Annotated in this window: 23 protein-coding genes; 2 read left to right on the forward strand and 21 right to left on the reverse strand. The window is 70.4% G+C overall.

What is annotated here, in order from left to right; genetic code table 11:
- Nucleotides 1-36: 36 nt before the first annotated feature.
- From ABEA42_RS03640 to ABEA42_RS03705, 14 genes are all read right to left on the reverse strand, one after another.
- Nucleotides 37-969, reverse strand: coding sequence for an NAD-dependent epimerase/dehydratase family protein (locus ABEA42_RS03640; protein ID WP_345501248.1), 933 nt, complete (start codon nucleotides 967-969; stop codon nucleotides 37-39).
- 197 nt (nucleotides 970-1166) lie between these two features.
- A complete protein-coding gene (locus ABEA42_RS03645; protein ID WP_345501250.1) occupies nucleotides 1167-1889 on the reverse strand; it encodes a hypothetical protein in 723 nt (240 codons plus the stop codon).
- Nucleotides 1890-2095: 206 nt separating this feature from the next.
- The gene (locus ABEA42_RS03650; protein ID WP_345501428.1) at nucleotides 2096-2251 is read right to left on the reverse strand and encodes a hypothetical protein; all 156 of its coding nucleotides are present in this window, start codon (nucleotides 2249-2251) and stop codon (nucleotides 2096-2098) included.
- 100 nt (nucleotides 2252-2351) lie between these two features.
- Nucleotides 2352-3368: an ImmA/IrrE family metallo-endopeptidase gene (locus ABEA42_RS03655; RefSeq protein WP_345501252.1), complete on the reverse strand. Its 1017-nt coding sequence runs from the start codon at nucleotides 3366-3368 to the stop codon at nucleotides 2352-2354.
- Entirely contained in the window at nucleotides 3365-4024 is a 660-nt protein-coding gene (locus tag ABEA42_RS03660; RefSeq protein ID WP_345501253.1) for a hypothetical protein, read from the reverse strand. The genes ABEA42_RS03655 and ABEA42_RS03660 overlap by 4 nt, the downstream gene beginning before the upstream one ends.
- Complete coding sequence (locus ABEA42_RS03665; protein ID WP_345501255.1) at nucleotides 4021-4527, reverse strand: sigma-70 family RNA polymerase sigma factor; 507 nt, start codon at nucleotides 4525-4527, stop codon at nucleotides 4021-4023. Before ABEA42_RS03665 ends, ABEA42_RS03660 begins: the two co-directional genes overlap by 4 nt.
- A 502-nt stretch (nucleotides 4528-5029) precedes the next feature.
- The gene (locus tag ABEA42_RS03670; RefSeq protein ID WP_345501256.1) at nucleotides 5030-5455 is read right to left on the reverse strand and encodes a hypothetical protein; all 426 of its coding nucleotides are present in this window, start codon (nucleotides 5453-5455) and stop codon (nucleotides 5030-5032) included.
- A gap of 249 nt (nucleotides 5456-5704) precedes the next feature.
- Nucleotides 5705-6952 (reverse strand): RNA polymerase sigma factor, encoded by a 1248-nt coding sequence (locus ABEA42_RS03675; RefSeq protein WP_345501257.1) that lies wholly within the window; start codon nucleotides 6950-6952, stop codon nucleotides 5705-5707.
- A 27-nt stretch (nucleotides 6953-6979) separates the two neighbouring features.
- Nucleotides 6980-7342 carry a YciI family protein gene (locus tag ABEA42_RS03680; protein ID WP_345501259.1) on the reverse strand — a complete coding sequence of 121 codons (363 nt, stop codon included), beginning with the start codon at nucleotides 7340-7342 and terminating at the stop codon, nucleotides 6980-6982.
- 131 nt (nucleotides 7343-7473) lie between these two features.
- Nucleotides 7474-8079 carry a YdeI/OmpD-associated family protein gene (locus ABEA42_RS03685; RefSeq protein WP_345501260.1) on the reverse strand — a complete coding sequence of 202 codons (606 nt, stop codon included), beginning with the start codon at nucleotides 8077-8079 and terminating at the stop codon, nucleotides 7474-7476.
- 106 nt (nucleotides 8080-8185) lie between these two features.
- Entirely contained in the window at nucleotides 8186-8875 is a 690-nt protein-coding gene (locus ABEA42_RS03690) for a hypothetical protein (protein WP_345501262.1), read from the reverse strand.
- A gap of 255 nt (nucleotides 8876-9130) precedes the next feature.
- Complete coding sequence (locus ABEA42_RS03695; RefSeq protein ID WP_345501264.1) at nucleotides 9131-9961, reverse strand: alpha/beta fold hydrolase; 831 nt, start codon at nucleotides 9959-9961, stop codon at nucleotides 9131-9133.
- 96 nt (nucleotides 9962-10057) lie between these two features.
- Nucleotides 10058-11353, reverse strand: a complete 1296-nt coding sequence (locus ABEA42_RS03700; protein WP_345501266.1) for an RNA polymerase sigma factor — start codon at nucleotides 11351-11353, stop codon at nucleotides 10058-10060.
- A gap of 61 nt (nucleotides 11354-11414) precedes the next feature.
- Complete coding sequence (locus ABEA42_RS03705; protein ID WP_345501268.1) at nucleotides 11415-11792, reverse strand: YciI family protein; 378 nt, start codon at nucleotides 11790-11792, stop codon at nucleotides 11415-11417.
- 122 nt (nucleotides 11793-11914) lie between these two features.
- Between ABEA42_RS03705 and ABEA42_RS03710 the strand changes: the two genes are divergently transcribed.
- Complete coding sequence (locus ABEA42_RS03710) at nucleotides 11915-12301, forward strand: cupin domain-containing protein (protein WP_345501269.1); 387 nt, start codon at nucleotides 11915-11917, stop codon at nucleotides 12299-12301.
- Between the two features lie 13 nt (nucleotides 12302-12314).
- Here ABEA42_RS03710 and ABEA42_RS03715 read toward each other — a convergent pair whose 3' ends face one another.
- From ABEA42_RS03715 to ABEA42_RS03725, 3 genes are all read right to left on the reverse strand, one after another.
- Nucleotides 12315-12836, reverse strand: coding sequence for a metallophosphoesterase family protein (locus ABEA42_RS03715; protein ID WP_345501270.1), 522 nt, complete (start codon nucleotides 12834-12836; stop codon nucleotides 12315-12317).
- 40 nt (nucleotides 12837-12876) lie between these two features.
- Entirely contained in the window at nucleotides 12877-13371 is a 495-nt protein-coding gene (locus ABEA42_RS03720; protein WP_345501272.1) for a VOC family protein, read from the reverse strand.
- 122 nt (nucleotides 13372-13493) lie between these two features.
- Nucleotides 13494-14354 carry an Fpg/Nei family DNA glycosylase gene (locus tag ABEA42_RS03725; RefSeq protein ID WP_345501274.1) on the reverse strand — a complete coding sequence of 287 codons (861 nt, stop codon included), beginning with the start codon at nucleotides 14352-14354 and terminating at the stop codon, nucleotides 13494-13496.
- Between the two features lie 76 nt (nucleotides 14355-14430).
- On the opposite strand from ABEA42_RS03725, the gene ABEA42_RS03730 reads away from it, so the two are divergent.
- Entirely contained in the window at nucleotides 14431-15849 is a 1419-nt protein-coding gene (locus tag ABEA42_RS03730; RefSeq protein ID WP_345501275.1) for an MFS transporter, read from the forward strand.
- Here the strand turns inward: ABEA42_RS03730 and ABEA42_RS03735 are convergent.
- From ABEA42_RS03735 to ABEA42_RS03750, 4 genes are all read right to left on the reverse strand, one after another.
- Entirely contained in the window at nucleotides 15846-16943 is a 1098-nt protein-coding gene (locus tag ABEA42_RS03735) for an App1 family protein (protein ID WP_345501276.1), read from the reverse strand. The genes ABEA42_RS03730 and ABEA42_RS03735 overlap by 4 nt on opposite strands.
- Nucleotides 16944-17021: 78 nt before the next feature.
- A complete protein-coding gene (locus tag ABEA42_RS03740; RefSeq protein ID WP_345501277.1) occupies nucleotides 17022-17771 on the reverse strand; it encodes a DsbA family protein in 750 nt (249 codons plus the stop codon).
- Between the two features lie 117 nt (nucleotides 17772-17888).
- The gene (locus ABEA42_RS03745) at nucleotides 17889-18683 is read right to left on the reverse strand and encodes a GAF and ANTAR domain-containing protein (protein ID WP_345501278.1); all 795 of its coding nucleotides are present in this window, start codon (nucleotides 18681-18683) and stop codon (nucleotides 17889-17891) included.
- A gap of 62 nt (nucleotides 18684-18745) precedes the next feature.
- Nucleotides 18746-19960, reverse strand: coding sequence for an endonuclease (locus tag ABEA42_RS03750; protein WP_345501280.1), 1215 nt, complete (start codon nucleotides 19958-19960; stop codon nucleotides 18746-18748).
- Nucleotides 19961-20072: the final 112 nt, after the last annotated feature.

Raw genomic sequence — 20072 nt, forward strand, 5'->3', positions numbered from 1 at the left:
GGGCTCAGCCCAGCGTCTCAGGCGCGGTCCAAGGTCTCAGGTGCGGCTGGCCGCGACCCAGGCGTCGAGGGACTCCAGCACGGTGTCGATGACGCTGTGCTTCGGCTCGAAGCCGAGGAGGTCCTTGGCCTTGGCCATCGAGAACATGGGTGCGCGTCCGATGTGCTCCATCGTGGCCTGGGCCGCCTCTGGGTCGACGCGCTTCTCGAACTCGGCCCAAGGCGCGAACTCGAGCTTGGGCTCGTGACCGAAGTGGCGGGCGACGAGCTCGGCGTAGCCGCGCAGGGTGAGCGCCTCGGTGCAGACGCTGTTGAAGCTCTCGCCGACAGCCTGGTCCGGGTGCTCGAGGCAGGCCTGGTGCAGGCCGGCGACGTCCTCGGCGTGGACGTGGTGGATGGTCTCGCCGCCACGGTCGGGCAGCAGGCAGGAGCCGTCCTCGCGTAGACGGTCGATGACACCTGGATCGAGGTTGCCCTGCGGGTTGATCGCCATCCAGCCCGGGCCGGAGATGTGGCCGGGGTGCACGATGCTGGCGCGGACCCGGTCCTGGCTCATGAGGTACTGCTCGACCGCGAGCTTGTTGACGCCGTACTCGCCGTAGGGGTGCTTGGGCGCGTCTTCCTTCGTGGGGACCAAGGTGCTGGCGCCATAGGACCAGACGGTGCCGGTGTGGACGAGGTGCTGGCCGTCCAGGGCGTCGACGAGGTGACGCGCCTGGTCGGGGGTGAAGCAGGTCAGGTCCATGACGGCGTCGGGCTCCAGTTCCGCGATGGTCGGCCCGAAGGTGCCGTCACGCTCGGCGGCCTCTCGGTCGCAGACGACCATCTCGACTTCATGCCAGCGGTCGTCGTCACGGTATGCCTTCTGCGTTCCCCGGCTGATCACCACCGTCTCGTGGCCTGCTTCGACGAGGCTGGGAGTCAGGTAGGTGCCGATGTGTCCAGTCCCGCCGATCACGACTACGCGCATACTCCGACGCTAGCCGTCCGCGCAACAGCCAGCTGAGAGGCAGGCGTCCCACACCGCCCACAAAGGGCCACCAATCACGCGAGTGAAGTCTGCTCAATTGCCTTGCCATGGTTGCGCGGGGCTGCTTCTCGGAATGCGCCACTCACTCTGGGCCGGCCCGTGGTTCACGTGACCGGCCCAGCAGCGGACACCCCAGATCAGGGGTAGGTGTAGCTGACCGTGATCTTCGGGTCCGCCTGGAACGCCCACCCGAACGCGCGCTGGGCCCCGACCTGCACCGGCGTGTCGCCACCGCCGACCAGGTTGACGCCGGGCTGCCCCGGCATCGGCTCGACCACGGGGGTGTCTACGGTGGCGGTGTGGTCCAGCGGGAACACGACCGTGGCACCCAGCCGCACGTTGCCGACCGGGGCCAAGCTCAGCTGCGGGGCGTACATCACGAACGTGTACCGGCGCAGGTTGCCGTCGACTGCGTTCAGCTTCTGGCTGGCGTGGATGCGGATGACGTGCTGACCGGCGGGGATGGTCAGGTCGGCGACCTTGTAATGCGCGGCGTGCGCCTCGAGCTGCTTCTTCTCGTTGCCGGCCGGGTCCAGCACGATGCCTGCCTTCGCCAGGACGGGCCGGATGATCTCGGCCTCCCGCTTGACGATGCGCTTGAACGTGGCCGGCTTCTTGAACTGCTTCGTGGTCCCGGACACGACGCGGGCGAACGCGGACGTCCCGGCCTCGACGTCGGCTGCCAGCACCAGGCGGTAGCTCTGTTCGGCCGGCGACGACACGGTCGCGGTGATGGTCATGTTGGCGACGTCGTAGGCGTCGGCGGTGAAGCCCTGGACCGGCGCGATGGACTCGATGTCGATGTTAATGCCCTGGTTCACCACGAGCAGGTCAGTGGTGATGGGAGTGAGCGCGGCCATGGAAAGACCGTCCTTTCGTGTTGATTGTGATGGCAGAAGCTGCCGCGGTCAGACGATGAGAATGTCGAGCGACGCCCCGGTCCCGCAGGGTTGGTCAGACCTCATGCCCGGGTGCCGGAGTTGGCGTGGGTGCCTGTTGATGTTGGGTGCGTGAGCGAAGGGTGCGTGGCCTGGTGGCAGGGGTGGGCTGCCACCAGGCCAACCGGCTACCGCTCGTTGCGGACGCCCTTGTGCTGGTTCGGGCTGCCGTTGAGGATGCGGCCCGTCGACGTGTCGCGCTTAAACCAGGTGTTGCCCACCTTGAACTCGCTGCGACCGCTGACAGCACCGTTGCGGTGCCCGCGACCGGTGTTCTTCGCCACGCTCATCACCTCCGTCCCGACAGCCCCCGCCGCAGTTCGCGGTGTGGTGCCCTGTCGGATGGAAGTCGACGCAGCCGGCCGAACGTTTACCCCTGGCGGGTCACTCGCGGCACTGTGCGCACAGCCCGTCGACGAGCAGGTGCGGCAGGTACTGCATGAAGCAGGTGCCGGCGCACAGGACCTCCCGCTGTGCCTGACGGTCACAACCGCACTTGCCGCACTTCGGGCAGTAGTGCGACCCACACGTGTCGCACGGGAGGCCGCGGGCGCTCTGAACTGCACCGCAGCAGTACACCTCACCTTCGGGCCGCTGAATGAACGCGCGCGGGCCGTCTAGGTGTAACCGTTCAACACCCCACACGTCCGTGTCAGCGAACACGGCAACAATCCACCTGCCGTCGCGCCGCGCGTCGATGTAGTACGGCTGCTGCGCCCCCCACGGCGTTGCCCAGAACGACCGGGCCCCGAAGTGCCCCTGGTCAGCCAGCTGCTTGAGCCGATGCCCCGGCGGCACGGGCTGACCCGCCCACGGGAACACCTGCGGCCAGCCACGGTCCGGGTCAGGGTGCACACTCGAATGCGTCACCACGTGCGTGACGGCGTCGATGATAACGACGGCACCAAGTTCGTGAAGGGTGTCAGCCAACGCAATCGCACACACCGGTCGGCTCGCATGACTGGACTCGAACAGTTCGAGAACATGCCGAGCAGCCAACGGTTGGGTGCCGCGTGCGTCCTCCACCGCCCTGTGCGGCAGCAGGAGCTGGGACGCCACCCGGTCACAAACCGTCTCCAGCTGCTTGCCCGCGTTTGGCTGGTCGGCCAGCCAGTCCAGCTCAGTGTCGCACTGGTCAATGAGCCAGTGCCCGACCTCGTGAGCCAGAGTGAAGTTCTGCCGCTTGGACGCCGGAGTTCGCACGAACAGGATGACGCCATCTTCGAGGAACGAGATGCCGTCGCACGCGCCGTCGTCGTCGCGGTGCTGCGTGAGCTCATCCACCGGGCGCGCCTTCAGGCCGAGCTCACCCAACACCGCGGACGGGTCCTGGGAAAACCGCTCACCCACGCCCGCGGGCAGCACCCGCAGCGCTGCCTCGACACACGCGTCAAGGTTCAATCGTCGTCCTCCAACGCGCTCACGAAAGCATCCAACGACAAGAGCCACTCATCCGGGGTCGGGACCTGCCCACGGTGCGCCGCGGCCAGCGCCCGAGAACGCAACGTCGACGCCGCCACCGAAGTCGTCACCCCCCGCACCAGGGCGAACCTGTCCACCAGGGCAGCAAAAGCCGAGCTTGACGTCACTGCGATCAGCGCGGCGGACTCATCAGCGTTGCTGCGGTCGACGGTCAGCTGCTCCACGGTCGACCCCAGCTCAGCCGCAATCACCTTCAGCAAGGCTGGGGACACGTCGTTTGCGTTCTTTGTCTGCCACCGCAGCACGTCCCCGGTGCTCACGTGCCATCCGCGACCGCTGAGCGCCTTCGCCAGTTCGCTGGCAGCAACGCCGGCGCCCTTGCGCACCCGAGTCAGGGCCGGCCCGTCCAAGCTCAGATGCGGGTCAGGCACCAGGCCGAGCATGGCTGCCACCGGGTCCTGGTGCAGCGACGGCGCCCCGTGAGCGTCGTCGAACAGGATGTTCTCGATGTCTGCCAGGCGGCCAACCTCCTCCCACTGGGCAGGGGTGACCCCGTCGGGGGTAGCCATGTCCGGGTGGAGTGCGCGTGCGCTCACTAGGTCAGCCAGACGGTCGTCGTAGTCGTTGTCGTTCACCACGTCACTCCTTCCTCCTTCAGCATGCGTCCCATTGTCTTCAGGGCGCTTGTCGCAATCTGGCTGACGCGGCCGGGGCTGATGCCGAGTTCGCGGGCAACTTCGCGGCCGGGGCGACCCAGCGCCTTGTACTGCTCTAGCACGTACCGGTCCCGGTCGGGCAACAGCGCCAGCTTCTCCCGCGCAGCCTTCACCACGTGGTCCTGGTCCAGGACGCTGGTGACAGTCTCGGCGACGTCTTCCTCGTCGAGCGGATCGTGCTCCTCCACGGGCTTGTAGTCAGGGTGACGAACGTCGGCGGACTTCAGAATGTCCAACGCCTTGCGTCGGGCCACCGAGACCATAAAGGCCTCCCAGTTCTCCACCTTCCCAGTTGGCCAACTCGACATCAGGGACACCACCGCGTCCTGCACCGCGTCCTGATAACGGTGCGCGACGCGCGTTCCGCGCAGCACTCGAGCCGCCGCACGGTGCATCGCATCCGCATGGTCGAGATACAGCACCTCAAGGTCACGATGACCAGAGTCCGAACTCATCCGTTCCACCACCCATTGGGTCGTTCTGACCCGCATCGTCGCACTTGGACCCCACCGTCATCATGGAAGTCGACATAACCCGCCTAGGCTTTAGGGGATATCGCTTCGGCGCCCCTCCGGTAGGGCGCCGGATAGCCGCGGCCAGCGCCCACTTGGTATCCGTTCTGGCAACCCAAGGCCTAATCCCGACGGCAACACCGCCGCCGCCGGCGAAGAGTGACGACGCTGGCTTTCCGATTTCCGCGAACTCACTAACCTCGTGGACCTGACCCCGGCATTCCTCTGTGGCGCTTCACGAGCGCCCAGCGAGCCAAGGGCTCAAAGGCAGCCCGACCTTGGACTCGGGGAGTTTGGGACGCGCTTCGAGAGCGCCATTCCGCTCGAGTGTTCCTCAGGATTGGACTGCGGATTCGGAGCTTAGAGCGCGCCGCGTCTTATGTGTCATTGGCAGGCTGGCGCAAGAGCGTCGTCAGTCCAGTGCATCCGCCTCGGTGACGAGAAGTCTGTAGTCACGACGCAGTGCAGGGCCGTCGGCCGACAGATCGGCATACGGATAGGAGGCCATCCGTGCGAATCGCCTATGCCACGAATCATCCTTCGTGACAACCACTGCTTCGTCGACGTCCTCGAACTGACAGGCCGTGATGTCGATGATCCACCCCTCTTGTTCCACCCATGCGTGCGTCTGCCCGTCGGCATCTACGCCTGATCGGTAGTCCCAGACGCTAAAGCCACGGTCTTGCAGGTACTGACCAAGAATCCGGGCGGAGGGGCCACACGCTCCGCGAGGGAAGTTATCGAAGTGATGCGACTCGAGCCGACCCTCCGTGGCGGCGGCTTCAATTGCGTTACGGAATCGGACGGCGAGGTCGCCAGCGCCTTGTATGTCAGTCACGTAGGTCAACGATTCGGATCTTGGCAGATACGGCTGGCAGGAGGGACAGTCTAAGGCTCGCATATGGCGAGGCGCACCGCGCGTCCAGTCATTTCGTCGTGGGCGGGCGGCAGGCGCGTCCGCTCATGCCAATGGCACGGGGGTTGTTCGTGGCGTCCAAGGAGCGTCTTCGCCTCGCCCGATCTGCCGCGATCCGGGCGGGTGCGGCATTCCGCCGCCTTTGACCGCGCCATCGCGGGAACTGCGTCGCTAAACGAGTTCGCTGAACTTCCTCTCCAGGTACGCGCGCTCGGCGACGTTCTGGGTCGAGCTGATGGCGGCGGCATACGCGTCCTTGGCCTCGGCGCTGCGGCCGAGCCGGCGCAGGAGGTCGGCACGCACGGCGTGCCAGGGGTGGTAGCCCTCGAGCGGCAGCCGGTCCACCAGTGCCAGACCCACCGACGGCCCGTCCAGCTCCGCGACCGCGACGGCTCGGTTGAGGGCGACGATCGGTGACGGGTCGAGTCGGACGAGCTGGTCGTACAACGCGACCACCTGCGACCAGTCGGTGTCCGCCGCGCTGGGGGCGTCGGTGTGGACGGCGTTGATCGCGGCGAGCAGCTGGTAGCGCCCGGGCCGGTTGGTCGCCAGGCACTCGCGCACCAGGGCATGCCCCTCCGCGATCAAAGAGCGGTCCCAGCCGCCACGGTCCTGCTCGTCCAGCGGCACCAGGACACCTGCACGGACGCGGGCCGACCGTCGCGCCTCGGTGAGCAGCATCAGGGCGAGCAGCCCGGTGACCTCTGGCTCGGAGGGCAGCAAGGCCCGAAGCACCCGGGTCAGCCGGATCGCCTCCCCGGTGAGTTCCGACCGCACAGGCGAGCCGTCCCCGCTGGCGAGATACCCCTCGTTGAACACGAGGAACAGCACCGTCAGCACTCCACTGAGCCGCGAGGGCAGGTCATCAGCCGACGGCACGCGGTAGGGCACGTTCGCCGCCGCGATCTTCTTCTTCGCGCGGGTGATCCGCTGGGCCATCGTCGTCTCGGGGACGAGGAAGGCCTGCCCGATCTCGGCGACGGTCAGGCCACCGAGCAGCCGCAGGGTCAGGGCGATCCGGGCCTCCGGCGCGAGCGCCGGGTGGCAGCAGGTGAAGAGCAGCCGGAGCCGGTCGTCCTCGACCACTCCGACGGGTGAGTGGGGTGTGTCGTCATGGGTCATCAGGGCCGCCTGGTGCTTGGCGTCGCGCTGGCCTTCGCGGCGGATCCGGTCGATCGCGCGGTTGGCGGCTGTGGTGGTGAGCCAGCCGCCGGGGTTGGGCGGCACGCCGGACACGGGCCACTTCTCCAACGCGACCACGAGGGCCTCGCCCGCCGCGTCCTCGGCGAGGTCGATGTCGCCGAACCGGCGCACGAGCGAGGCGATGAGGCGGCCGTACTCCTCGCGGAAGACCCGCTCGACGGCCGCCCCGTCGCCCGGGGCCGGCCGGTCGCCCGCCCCCTCGCCCCGCGTCGCCATACCCGGCTCCGTCACATCAGACCTGGCTCAGGCCAGGCCCTCGAACGGTCGGACCTCGACCTTGCCCCGGCACGCCTTGGAGCCCTCGGCGGCGAGCTTGAGCGCCACGTCGAGGTCGGGGGCGTCGATGATCCAGAACCCGCCGATGTACTCCTTGGACTCGAGGTAGGGCCCGTCGGTGATGACCGGGGTCTCGCCCGTGCCGTCGACGACGGTGGCGGTCGTGGCCTGCTGGAGGCCGCCGGCGAACAGCCAGTAGCCGTCGGCCTTGAGCTGGTCGTTGAAGGCACCCGTCGCGGCGAACGCCTTCTCCATCTCCTCCTTGGAGCCGTACTCGCCGAACTCGTTGCGCTCGGCCGGGCCGTGGACGGAAAGCAGGTACTGCGTCATGTCGATCTCCTTGGTCCGGGGCGGTCCGTGTGGCCGCCTCTCACCCTCACCACGAACGGGTTCACGTCGATACGACAACCTGCCACAAAGAATCTTCGAGATGTTTCCCAGGCCCGGCGGGCAACGAGAAGTCAGTGGAGGGTCTCGTGACGGTGGCACATCTCGACGTACTTCGCGATGCGCGCTGCCCGGGTCGCGGGCCTCTTCGCGTCCTGGACGCGGTAGAGGATCGCGTAGCGGTTGGCGCCCGAGAGGGTCTCGAAGAACGCCTTGGCCTGCGGGTCGGCCGCGAGCGCGGCAGCCAGGTCGTCGGGCACGGTCGCGCTCTTCTGGCCGGCGTACGCGGCCGCCCACCGGCCGTCGGCCTTGGCCGCGTCGACCTGCGCCTGACCGGCCGGCTGCATGCGACCAGCCTCGACCAGCGCCTCGGCCTTGTCCCGGTTGATCTGCGACCACTTGCTCCGCGGCCCGCGCGGCGTGAACCGCTGCAACCAGTAGCGCTCGTCGTACCCCCGCTTCTGCCCGTCGATCCAGCCGTGGCAGAGCGCGACGTCGAGCGCCTCGGCGTAGCCGACCGTCTGCGCTGCACCGGCCTTCCCGATCTTGAGCCAGAAGCCGCGCTGGTCGCCGTGGTGCTCGCGGAACCAGGCCTCGCAGTCGGGCACGGTCGCGAACGAGATCACCGGCTGGCCGGCGAACTCCTCGGCCAGCTCCTCGGGCGTCTCCTCGCCGGGCATGCAGCCATCCTGTCAGCGCTCACCGACAACCACGGCTCACCGACAACCAGCGCTCACCGACAGCCCGCGCAGACACCGCGGCGGATGCCGCGCGGGCTGACGCGGGTCAGCGGTACATGCCCTTGGTGGTCGCGCCCCACACGATGGTGCTGCTCGGGAAGACCACGCGGTAGGACCGGCCCTTGGGCGCGTAGACCTTGTAGGACGAGGTGCCGCTCGTGTTCTGGTAGGCGTAGCGCAGGTAGGTCCAGCCCTTGGAGCCGTAGTACTGGATGGTCCCGCGGGGCGCTGCCCAGCGGACGAAGCTGCCCGAGTCGGCGGAGTACCGCGCGGTCTTCGTGTAGAGGGTGACGTAGCTGCCGGACCGCGAGGTGGCGAGGGTGGCGTACGAGCCGAGCTTGACGTCGGTGTACGCGCTGTTCTGGGCGATGTCGTCGTAGTTGAGGTCGTAGGCCATCGACGGGCGCCAGGTGTACCGGCTGCCGGGCGTGACGTCCCAGTCGTACACGTCCCAGATGTCACTGGTGGTGCCGTCGAAGATGGCGATGCTGTTCCAGCCTTCGGTGGGGTGGTAGAGGTCCCACGACGCGTAGTCCACCCCGCTGTTGATGCAGTCGCTGCCGAGGCCGAGCGAGACCGCCTTGTACCGCGAGGTGATCGACAGGGTCTTGGGCGCGGCGATGGAGCACGAGCCGTAGCCGGTGGTGCTGGCGGACGCCGGGGAGGCAGAGGTCGCGACGCCGAGGGAGAGCGCGGCCGCGGCGACGACAGCGCCGAGGCGCTTGAGGTTGAGCATGGTCGAGAAGGTCCTTCGGTCGGTGAGTCCCCGTCGGGTGGTCGGGCGCAGACGCCCCTGACCCCACTCCGCTGTCATCCAGCGGTCGCACGAGGTTGACGACACCATCCAAGCGCCCGACCACCGGCACAGACGACCCATTCGGGACGAACCAACCGAAAGGAGTACCCCGCCGTAGTCAGTCCGGAGGCTGGCACGCGGGCGCGGCCCGCCCGAGCAGCCGGGTGATCCGCCGGTCGGCGAGCTGCTTCCCGCTCAGCTGACGCCGGCCCAGAACTCCCGGAGCGCGGGGACCGTGGCCGCTCCCTTGACCATGTGCGTCTGCCCGGGCAGCTCGCGCAACGTCCCGTGGGGGAGCGCGGCCGCGAGCGCCGACTGCCCGTTCTTCATGTACTGCGGGCTCTTCCCGCCCACGATGACCAGGACCGGGGTGGTGACACCGGCCAGCCAGCCGTCCGGCAGCGGCTCACCCTGCTGCCGCTCCAGCACGATCGCGTAGTCGTGCGGCAGGGTGTGCGCGACGCCGCAGAGCTTCTTCCAGACCGGCATGACGCGCATCATCATCACGCCGAACCCAGGCACGCCGACCGTGCGCATGAACAGCTGCACCGCCTCGCCCCGCTTGCCCGCGTCGACCAGGGCCTGCGTGCGCACGCCCAGGTCGGGGTCGTTGGGCGCGTGGGTGTCGTCCACGATGAACGGCGCCTCGTACAACGCGACCTTCCCCGTCGGCACGCCCACCCGCAACGCGTCCAGGACGAGCGCCGCCCCCGACGAGGCGCCGACGACGAGCGCGTCCGGCCCGGCCACCTCGAGCACGGCCACGAGGTCCTCCACCTCCCGCTCCACCGCGTACGGCGCCGAGCCGGGACCGCTCTCGCCGCGGCCCCGGCGGTCGTAGGCGTGGACGGCGTGGTCCTGCGACAGCAGCGGGATCAGCGCCTTCGCCGTGCCCATCGAGCGCTGGCACAGCGCGCCCTCGACCACGACGACGGCCGGTCCGGTGCCGGTCACGTCGTAGGCGATGCGCGTGCCGTCGGCGGAGGTGACGAAACGGGTGCTGGTGGTGGCGCTCACGGTGCTCATGATGACTCCTGCGTCGGGGCTCGTACGGGGCTCGTTCGGGCCTCGTACAGGGCTCGTCCGGGGCTCGTTGGGGACTGTGACCGAACGTCGAACGGGTCAGCCGGATTTCGACATGCGAGCCAGGTTCTCCTCGGCCCGCCGCTGCAGCACGGTGCGCTCTGCCTCGTTCCGCGACCGTGCGGCCGCCTCGGTGAACGCCGCGGCTGCGTCGGCGTGTGCACCCGCGCGCTCCAGCAGGTCTCCCCGCACGCTCGGCAGCATCGGCGAGTCGCCGAGCTGGGCGGCACCCGACGCATCGACCGCTGCCAGCACCGCCAGACCCGCGTCGGGGCCGAACGCGCGGCCGTGGGCGACAGCGCGGTTGACCTCGACAACCGGTCCCGGAGCCGCACGGGCCAGCACGTCGTACAGCCTCGCGATCTGGCGCCAGTCGGTGTCCTCGGCCCGACGGGCGCGCGCGTGCTGGGCGGCGATCGATGCCTGGAGGAAGTACTTCCCGACCGGTTTCCCGCGAGCAGCGAGCGCCCGCGCCCCGGCCAGCGCGGCCAGCCCCCGCCGGACCAGCTCCTGGTCCCACCGGGTCCGGTCCTGCGCCTCGAGCAGCACCGGCACCCCGGCGTCGTCCACGCGGGCGGCGGCACGGGAGCCCTGGATCTCCAGCAGCGACTGGAGTCCGAGGGTCTCGGGCTCGGTGGGCGCGAGCGCCGCGAGCATCCGCGCCAGCCGGATGCCCTCGTCCGCGAGGGCGGGGCGCATCCAGTGCTCACCCGCCGCGGCGGCATACCCCTCGTTGAAGATCAGGTAGATCACGGCCATCACGTCGTCGAGGCGCTCGACCCGCTCGGCGCCGGTCGGCAGGTCGAACTCCGCGCGCGCCTCGGCCAGGGTCTTCTTCGCCCGTGAGATCCGTTGGCCCATGGTGGACTCGGTGGCCAGGAAGCCGCGCGCGATCTCAGCGGTCGTGAGGCCGCCCACCAGCCGCAGGGTCAGCGCGGCCCTCGACTCCGGCGTCAGGGCGGGGTGGCACGACAGGAAGATCAGGCGCAGGACGTCGTCCTCGATGTGGTCCACCTGGGACTCGAGATCGGGCACCTGGCCCTCCTCTCCACCGACCTGGGCGTGGCCGAGCTCCTCGGTCTTGCGGCGCAGGTTCTCGGCACGGCGGAAGTGGTCCACCCCGCGTCGCTTGGCGGTGGTCATCAGCCAGGCCGCCGGGTTGGTCGGGACGCCGGTCTCGGGCCACTGCTCGAGTGCGGCGACGAGGGCGTCCTGCGCGAGGTCCTCGGCGAGCCCGACGTCGCGCGTCATCCGGGTCAGCGCGCCGACGAGCCGGGCGGACTCCGCCCGCCACGCGGTGGTGATCGCCTCGGTGGTGGGCGTCTGGTCTGGCACGCCCCGAGACTACGAGGCCGGATGCCGCAGACGTCGCGGCATCCGGTCCCCTCGCGTCGGCTCAGGCGCCGGCCGCCTCCGGCGGTGCGTCGGAGATCTGGCGCATGGTGGCCACCATCGAGCAGTCCGGCCAGTACTTCGCGTGCAGCTCGGCGAACTCCTCCTGCCCGGCGATGGCCTCCTCGACGGTGTCGTACTGCATGATCGCCCAGCCCCCGACGACCTCCTTGGACTCGGCGTACGGACCGTCGACCCGCGAGGTCTCGCCCTTCCGGACGACGAAGTTCACCGCGTCCTCGGTGCCGTACAGGCCGCCACCGTCGAGGAAGACGCCCTTGGCGGCCTGCTCACCGATGTAGGTGTCCATCGCGTCCATCAGCGCCTGCGGGGGCGCACCGATGCCCTCTTCCATCCTGACGAATCCCATGAAGCGAGGCATGTCACTGTTCCTTCCGATGTGGGTGTCACTGCTCTTTCACGCATGCGTCGAACAGCGAACCAGTTCTTCGACATCGACTCCACGAAAATGTCGTACGGGTTCTGCGGGGCTACCTTGGGCGGGTGGAGAAGCCCGAGCCCGTCCGCGTCGTCCGTGAGGATGAGCTGCTCGCGACCGACCCGACATCGGGGATGGCGCGGCGGCGCGCCTTCGAGGTCCCGGGGCTCTGGGCCGGCCAGGTGGTGACCGAGCCGGGCGCCGTCTCCGGCTGGCACCACCACGACACCAACGTCTCGATGCTCTACGTCGTGCGCGGGGTGCTGCGGCTGGAGTGCGAGGGCGTCGAGGGCTGGGTCGACGCCGTCGCGGGGGACTACGTGCGGGTCCCGGCGTTCACCGTGCACCGGGAGTCCAACCCCGGGCGGGAGCCGTCCCTGGCCGTGATCGCCCGCTCCGGCGAAGGGGTCCCCACGGTCAACGTGTCGCAGGCCCCACCGCCGCACGCCTGAGGCAGGAGCTCGCTCAGGCCCGGTTCTCCGACGGCCGGGCGACCTCGTGCAGCTCGACCGCGGTCAGCTCGCCGTCCTCGACCTCGGCCGTCATGTAGGTGCAGGACGGCTGGCGCCGACGGTCGGTCGGTGACCCCGGGTTGAGCAGCCGCAGCCCTCGCGGCGTCGTCGTGTCCCACGGGATGTGGCTGTGGCCGAAGACGAGCACGTCCAGGTCCGGGTATGCCGCGTCGCAGCGCGCCTCGCGGCCCGTCGCCTGCCCGGTCTCGTGCACGACCCCGAACCGGAGGCCCTCCACCGTCACGGTCGCGAACTCCGGCAGCCGCTCGCGCAACACCCCGTGGTCGTTGTTGCCCGCCACCCCGACCAGCCGCGCCGCCCGCGACTCGAGGGCGTCGAGCGAGGCCACGTCCACCCAGTCACCGGCGTGCAGGACCAGGTCGGCGTCGTCGACCGCCGCCCACACGGCGGCGGGCAGGTCCTTGGCCCGCTTGGGCAGGTGGGTGTCGGCGATGAGCAGCAACCGGGTCGTCACCGTCCCAGTCAACCCGTTCCCGTCGATGACGGCGCGCGGATCAGACGTCCTGGCGGGCGACGAAGTCGGCACCGACCATCTGCACCGCTGCTGCCAGGACCTCCTCGTCGGACAGGTCCTCGCTGCGCATCCGCTCCACGGCCGCGGCATACGCCGAGGTCGGCGCCTGCAGCTCCAGGGCGATGCCGTCGGGGTCCTTGAAGTTGAGGTGGTGACCGAGGGGCATGTCCTGGATCGGCGAGTGCTCCACACCGAGCTCGGCGAACCGCTGCTCCCACTCGACGAGCTCCTCGCGGTCGCGCGCAGCCATTCCCACGTGGTCCAGGCCGGGGTTGGCCTCGTCGAAGCGCGCACCGCCGCTGCCGCCGTGCCGGACCAGGGCGATGGTGAACCCGGTGCCCTTGTGCATGCAGACCCTGGCGGTCCCGGTGTCGAGGACGGCGAGGAAGCCCAGCACCTGCGTGTAGAAGCGCTGGCTCACGTCGAGGTCGGTCACGCTCAGGGAGACGTGGTTGAGGCCGGAGAAGCTCGGCATGGCGGTCCTCCTCAACTGGTAGCGGGCCGCTGCCGGCCACGGGCGCTGACGGACCAGCGTCCGCCCCGCGCGGGCAGACCGTCAACACCCGGGCGCCCGAGGAGCCCGACCGGCGCCCCTCCCTACTTCAGCAGGCGGGACATCCTGCGGTCGGCCAGCGCTTTACCACCGGTCTGGCAGGTCGCGCAGTACTGCAGCGACGAGTCCGCGAACGACACCTCACGGACCACGTCGCCGCACACGGGGCAGGTCTCGCCGGTCCGGCCGTGCACCCGCATCCCCGCCCGCTTGGCGTCCTTGAGCTCCTTGGCCGGCTTGCCCGACGCAGCCGCGACAGCCGCCGAGAGCGTGTCCTGCATCGCGGCGTACAACCGGTCGACGTCCTCGGGGGACAGGTTCGACGCGAGCGCGAACGGTGACATCCGCGCGACGTGCAGGATCTCGTCGGAGTAGGCGTTGCCGATGCCGGCGATGAAACCCTGGTCGCGGATCAGCCCCTTGATCTGCGACCGCCGACCGTCGAGCAGCTCGCCGAACGCCTCGCGCGTGAAGTCGGGCGAGAGCGGGTCCGGCCCGAGGGAGGCGATGCCGGGCACGGCCTGGGGGTCGCGCACGAGGTAGGCCGCCAGCCGCTTCTTGGTGCCCGCCTCGGTGAGGTCGAACCCCGAGCCGTCGGAGAAGCGGGTGCGCAGGGCGATCGGGGACTTGCCCGGCCGCAGGACGGTGTCGGGCACCGCGTCGGACCAGCGCAGCCACCCGGCCCGGGCGAGGTGGAAGATGAGGTGGATGCCGTCGCAGTCGAGGTCGACGAACTTCCCGTGCCGCGAGACCGCGTCGACCGGCACCCCGGTGAGCGCCTGGGGAGGCGGGTCGAACGTCTTCAGCACCGAGAACGACCCCAGCTCCACACCGGTCACGGCCAGCCCGACGACCCGCTCGCCGAGGAAGTCGACGAGCGCCTGGACCTCGGGCAGCTCCGGCACCGGCCCATTGTGACCCACGCGGTGCGACGATGTCCCGGTGATCAGTGCGAGCGGTCAGCCGCCTGCCCCTCTCCGCATGGGCACCCACCGGGGCCGGCTCGTCCTCGCGACGACCATCATGGGCAGCGGCATCGCCCTGCTCGACGGCACGGTGGTCAACGTCGCCCTCCCGACCATCGGCCGCGAGCTCGGCGCGCAGCTATCCGGCCTGCAGTGGGTGGTCAACGCCTACGCCCTCACGCTCGCTGCCCTGATCCTCCTCGGTGGCTCGCTCGGTGACCGGTTCGGCCGCCGGCGCGTGTATGCCGTGGGCGTCGGGGCCTTCGGCCTCGCCTCCATCGCCTGCGCGCTGTCCCCGTCGATCGAGCTGCTCGTCGCCGCCCGGGCGGTGCAGGGCGTCGGGGCCGCCCTGCTCGTGCCCGGCAGCCTCGCCATCCTGCAGGCGTCGTTCCACCCCGACGACCGGATGGCCGCGATCGGCGCGTGGACCGGGCTGCTCGGCGTCGCGTCGGCCTCGGGTCCGGTGGTCGGTGGCTGGCTGGTGGACCTCGACTGGCGGTGGGCCTTCTGGCTCAACGTCCCGCTGTGCGCGGCCGTCATCGTGCTCGCGAGCCGCGCCGTGCCGGAGTCGCGCAACGCCGGCGCCGACCACTCGTTCGACGCGGCCGGGGTGGTGCTGGCGGCAGCCGGCCTCGGCGGCGTCACCTACGCCCTGACCGTCGCCCCCGAGCAGCCCGGCGTCCTGTCCATCGGCGCCGGCGTCGTGGGCGTCGCCGCCCTCGCGACGTTCGTGCAGCGCGAGCGCCGTACCGCCCACCCGCTCGTGCCCCCGCGGCTCTTCGCCAACCGGGTCTTCACCGCGGTCAACGTCGTCACGCTCCTGGTCTACGCGGGACTGTCCGCCGCGCTGCTCTTCGTCGTGCTGTTCCTCCAGGTCTCAGGCGGCTGGTCGGCCCTGGCCGCCGGCGCGGCGACCCTGCCGCTCAGCGTGGTGATGCTGCTCCTCGCCAGCCGGTTCGGTGGCCTCGCCACCCGGCACGGTCCGCGCCGCTACATGACCGGCGGCACGCTGGTGGCGGCTGCGGGGTTCGTCCTGCTGGCCTTCGCGCCACGCCACCCCTCGTACGTCCTGCACGTCCTGCCCGGCATGACCCTCGTCGGCCTCGGCCTCTCCATGACCGTCGCCCCGCTGACCGGCACGGTGCTCGCCGCGGCCCCCGACGAGCTCGCCGGCACCGCGAGCGGCGTCAACAACGCGGTCTCCCGCACCGCCGGCCTCGTCGCCGTCGCCGCACTGCCCCCGCTCGTGGGACTCGGGGGAGCGGCGTACGCCGACCCGGCACTGCTGGCCCCCGCCTACCGGGCGGCGATGCTCGTCTGCGCCGGGCTCGTGGCTCTCGGCGCCGTCGTGACCGTGGTCGGTCTCGCCGTGGGCAGGGAGCGCACCGAGCCGAAGTGCGCCGCCCAGCCGCACCTCGACCTCACGGCCCGCTAGCTCCCGGAGCCCGACCCGGTGCCGGCCTCGGCCTCGCCGAGCACCTCGAGGACGTGCTCCACCTGGGGCAGCAGGCCGTAGCCGTCGCCCGCCCGGAGCACCGGCACCTCGTGGCGCTCGCGCATCGGCTCGAACTCCTCCAGCGAGACCGGTATGCCGTGCGACAGCACCTGCTCGCTCGGGGTCAGCTCGCGGATGGCGACCGCGGCCACCCGGTCGGGTCGCTGCTCGGCGAACTCGCCGTAGATGCGGGGGTCGTGCTGGCCGTCGTCGCCGATGAGCACCCACCGGATGGAGGGGAACTCGTTGGCCAGCCGGTGCAGGCACGAGCGCTTGTGGTCCTGCCCCGAGCGGAACCAGCCGGTGTTGGTGGGGCCCCAGTCGGTGAGCAGGAGCGGGCCGGCGGGGTAGCCGTGCCGCCGCAGGAAGCGGGTCAGGGTGGGCGCGGTGTTCCAGGCCCCGGTCGACAGGTAGACCATCGGAGCGCCCGGGTGGTCCTCGAGCAGGGTGCGGTACATCGTGGCCATGCCCGGGACCACGTGGCGGGCGTTCTCGTTCTTCACGAACGTGTTCCACGCGGCGATCATCGGGCGGGGCAGCGACGTGGAGATGACGGTGTCATCGATGTCGGAGATGAGGCCGACCGTCTGGGTCGACGACACCACGACCACGGCCGCACCGACCTCCTCGGCACCCAGTGCGGACACCCGAGCCTCGTGCCAGCCGGGCTCGAGGCCGTGGCCCTTGACCCGCACGTCGATGTAGCCGCTGCGGTCGCTGCGGGTGTGGATGGTCTTCGCCCCGATGGTGACGGTGACGGGCACGTCCATCGCGGGGGCGGTGATGAACGCGCGCCAGCCGCGACGCTCGTCCTCGGCGCACCGCAGCTGCGCGGGCGCGGCCGAGGCGTCGGCGGAGGCCTCGACCTCCGGCCGGCGGGTCAGGAGCACCCGCCCCATCACGCGCGCGAACTCCTCCGACCCGTACCCCGTGTGGGCCACGACCCGGGTGCCCCACCCGCGGCCGCGCAGCACGGCGTCGAGCCGTCGGTGCCAGGCGTCCTCGACGATGGAAGCGGCGTGGGGGCGGGCCATGCGACGACCCTATGGCCTCACCCCCGTCGGCACCCTGCCCGAGGCGCGTGACACCGCCCTCACCCGGTAGGGGCTGCGTCAGGGACGGGTCAGCACCGTGCGGAACTGGTCGACGAGGCGCTGGCTGGACGCGCCGAGCCCGTCGAACTCGAACAGTCGGTCACCCCGGCTGGCCAGCAGCAGCGGACGGCCTCCGACGTTGAGGTCGCGGGCCACGGCGAAGTCCTCGGCGGCGAGCTCGTGCGCGCGGGCCGAGGCCGCGAAGAGCTCGATGGCCTGGGCGTCGAGGCCGAGGTTGGTCGCCACCCGTCCCAGCACGCCGGGGGCCTCGAGGGGCCGGCCGCACACGAAGAACTCGTGCTGGACCGCGCCGATGACGGTCGACACCGGCATCTGCTCGGTGGCGAGCAGGGCGATGACCCCGGCCGCGGCGGCCTCGGCGTCGACGACGAGCGAGCCGGACCGCAGGGCCGCCAGGAACTCGGCGCCGAAGCACGCGTCGGTGGACCGGCTCACCGCGTCCACGGTGGCGGCCAAGGCGTCCGGCCGGCCGCTGGTGTCGTGCCCGGACTGGACGATCTCGACGTCGACGAGGCTGCACGCCGCACTCAGCACCGCGCTCACCGACGGCAGGTAGGCGTAGGACCAGGGGTCGTAGACGTCCATGATGTAGACGAGCAGCGTGCTGGCGTCGACCGTGCCGGGCCCGGGGAACGAACCGCCGGCATCGCGGGGATGCTCCTGCGGGCGGCCGAGGGCGGCGCGGCTGGCGCGGGCGGGGATGTCGCACCACGTCGAGGACAGGTCGTGCTGGGCAGTGGGGCGCACGGCTCCGTGATCGCAGGAGCGGTGTGGACCTCTCATCTGCACCTCCAGGGCACTAAAAAAAGCAACCGGATGGCCAAATGGCCAAACCCGGTTGCTTCAGGTGCCCTCCAGACTAGCTCACATCGCCGCAGATCGGGTAGAGCGGACTTCGGAGACCAGCTGGCTGGCGAGGACGCGCAGCTTGAGGTTCTGCTCCTGCGACTGGCGTCGCAGCAGCTCGAACGCCACCTTCTCGTCGATCCCGTGACGCGCCATGAGGATGCCCTTGGCCTGCTCGATGACGGCGCGGCTGGCCATCGCCTGCTCCATCTGGCCGGCCACGGCACGCGCGCCGGCGAGGGTGACGGCGGCGGCGAGGGCGTCGGCGGCACGGGCCGCGGCCATCCGCGCGAGGCGCAACTCGGTGCGGTCGAACGCGTGCCGGGCGTTGCCGTAGAGGTTGAGCGCACCGTAGCGGCGGTCGGCCGAGACCAGCGGCAGGGCGAGCAGGGTCTGCACTTCGCCGGGGTCGCAGCCCTGCATGAACGCCGGCCAGCGCTCCTCACCACCGGAGAAGTCCACGAGGTTCTCCCGGCCGTTGCGGAAGGCGTCGAGGCACGGTCCGTCGCCCACGGCGTACTGCACCGCGTCGATCTCCAGCGTGGCGGCGGTGGTGTACGCGGCGGTCCGCGGGCGGTCCTCCATCACCACGGTGACGCCCACGGAGTCACACCCGTCGATGTTGGCGTTGACGGCCTGCACGAGGCGCTCGAGGTACGGCGTGAGGTCCTCGACCCCGTCGAGGGTGCCCGACAGCTCGTGCATCAGCTGCTCGGCGGCGTCGAGGTCGCGGGAGCCCGCTTCCTCGTGCAGCTCGGCGGCCGCTGCGACGTCGTCGTCGGGCACGACGGTGTTGGTGGCCTGGTCGACCATGGGTCTCCTCCGAGGGGATCGAGCTGCTCGTCTCCACACGGTACCCGCAGGTCAGGGGGTGTTCAGGGCCAGATGGCGCCAACCCACTCGGGGTGGTCGACGAACGGGTTGCGGTTGTGCTGCCAGGTGTCGTAGATGACCTGGTTCCTCCGCTTTTCGAACGCGTCCGGGGGGTCGCCGGCGCTCCACGCCTTGAGGACCGACAGCTTGCCGATGTAGGGAGCGGTGCCGTTGCCGACCGACTCGTCGGGCTCGAGGTTGGGCCAGCCGTCGTCACCCTCGTAGCGGATCGCCATGTAGAGGATCATCCGAGCCACGTCGCCCTTGACGGCGTCACGGGGCTGGAACGAGTCGGCGTCGCTCAGGCACCCGGTGCACTGGGCCACGGGCGAGCCCCCGTTGTCGAAGTCGAGGTTGCCGCGGGTGCTGTTGACCGTGACGTCCTCGGGGCGCAGGTGGTGGACGTCGGTGCCGGGGCCGTTGGCCGTGCCGAAGTCGCCGTGGCTCTTGGCCCACACGTGCTCGCGGTTCCACTGGTCGACGCCGCCGCCGTTGTCGGACCTGGCGATCGAGCGGCCCGAGTAGATCTCGATGACGTTGTTGGGGTTGTTCGGGTCCTGGTCGGTGTCCTTGAGGGCCTCCCAGACCTGGTCGTAGGTGAGGACCGTCTGGTTCCTGATGATGCTGTGCAGGGAGGCACGCAGCGCGCTGCCCGTCTTCCCGATGGCCGGGGCGTAGTAGGTGCTGTCGTACGGGCCGGTGGCCGTCCCCGTCGGGCTGGGCGACGTGGTGGTGGACGTCGTCGAGGTCGGGCTGGTGGTGGTCGTCGTCGGGTTGGGCGTCGAGCCGACCGCGCTGATCGCGGACGGCGACTTGAGCCCCGCGTGCGAGAAGTAGGCGGTCAGGGTGCCCGTGACGTCGACCTGCTTGCCCAGGTTGGCGGGGTGGGTGCGCAGTCCCCACGTCGACCGCCACTGCGTGGTCAGCTGGACGTAGACCATCTTCGACGTGCTGGTCTCGCCGGCGGTGTCCGCGAGCGCGACCGCCAGGTCGTCGGTGAAGCCGCTGCGGTTGACGGTGCTGGTCGCCACGGGCTCACCGACGATGTAGCCGCGCACCGTCTGGACGCTGTTGTTCTGGGTGGCGACGGCCTGCGCGACGGTCAGCGGGGTCGCCGCGGTCGCGGTGCGGGCGGTCGCCGCCACGAAGGCGAGGAGCAGGAGGACGGCGACGGCGGCGAGCCGCGGACGCACGCGGAGGGTGAGCTGCTGTGGCATGGGGGAAAGATGGCAGGAGCACGGCATGCGCCGGGCGAACGAGCGGTATGGGCGCGGGTCCGGCTTGGCAAAGATCCCGTATCGCGCGAGCCCCCTTCGCGAGCCACGTCGG

This window comes from Pedococcus ginsenosidimutans (assembly GCF_039544395.1).
Taxonomy (GTDB): domain Bacteria; phylum Actinomycetota; class Actinomycetes; order Actinomycetales; family Dermatophilaceae; genus Pedococcus; species Pedococcus ginsenosidimutans.

Coding starts and splice junctions, on each gene's coding strand:
- ABEA42_RS03640 (WP_345501248.1), bottom strand. CDS start 969: ATGCGCGTAGTCGTGATCGGCGGGACTGGACACATCGGCACCTACCTG.
- ABEA42_RS03645 (WP_345501250.1), bottom strand. CDS start 1,889: ATGGCCGCGCTCACTCCCATCACCACTGACCTGCTCGTGGTGAACCAG.
- ABEA42_RS03675 (WP_345501257.1), bottom strand. CDS start 6,952: ATGGCGACGCGGGGCGAGGGGGCGGGCGACCGGCCGGCCCCGGGCGAC.
- ABEA42_RS03680 (WP_345501259.1), bottom strand. CDS start 7,342: ATGACGCAGTACCTGCTTTCCGTCCACGGCCCGGCCGAGCGCAACGAG.
- ABEA42_RS03685 (WP_345501260.1), bottom strand. CDS start 8,079: ATGCCCGGCGAGGAGACGCCCGAGGAGCTGGCCGAGGAGTTCGCCGGC.
- ABEA42_RS03690 (WP_345501262.1), bottom strand. CDS start 8,875: ATGCTCAACCTCAAGCGCCTCGGCGCTGTCGTCGCCGCGGCCGCGCTC.
- ABEA42_RS03695 (WP_345501264.1), bottom strand. CDS start 9,961: ATGAGCACCGTGAGCGCCACCACCAGCACCCGTTTCGTCACCTCCGCC.
- ABEA42_RS03705 (WP_345501268.1), bottom strand. CDS start 11,792: ATGCCTCGCTTCATGGGATTCGTCAGGATGGAAGAGGGCATCGGTGCG.
- ABEA42_RS03720 (WP_345501272.1), bottom strand. CDS start 13,371: ATGCCGAGCTTCTCCGGCCTCAACCACGTCTCCCTGAGCGTGACCGAC.
- ABEA42_RS03730 (WP_345501275.1), top strand. CDS start 14,431: ATGGGCACCCACCGGGGCCGGCTCGTCCTCGCGACGACCATCATGGGC.
- ABEA42_RS03735 (WP_345501276.1), bottom strand. CDS start 16,943: ATGGCCCGCCCCCACGCCGCTTCCATCGTCGAGGACGCCTGGCACCGA.
- ABEA42_RS03745 (WP_345501278.1), bottom strand. CDS start 18,683: ATGGTCGACCAGGCCACCAACACCGTCGTGCCCGACGACGACGTCGCA.
- ABEA42_RS03750 (WP_345501280.1), bottom strand. CDS start 19,960: ATGCCACAGCAGCTCACCCTCCGCGTGCGTCCGCGGCTCGCCGCCGTC.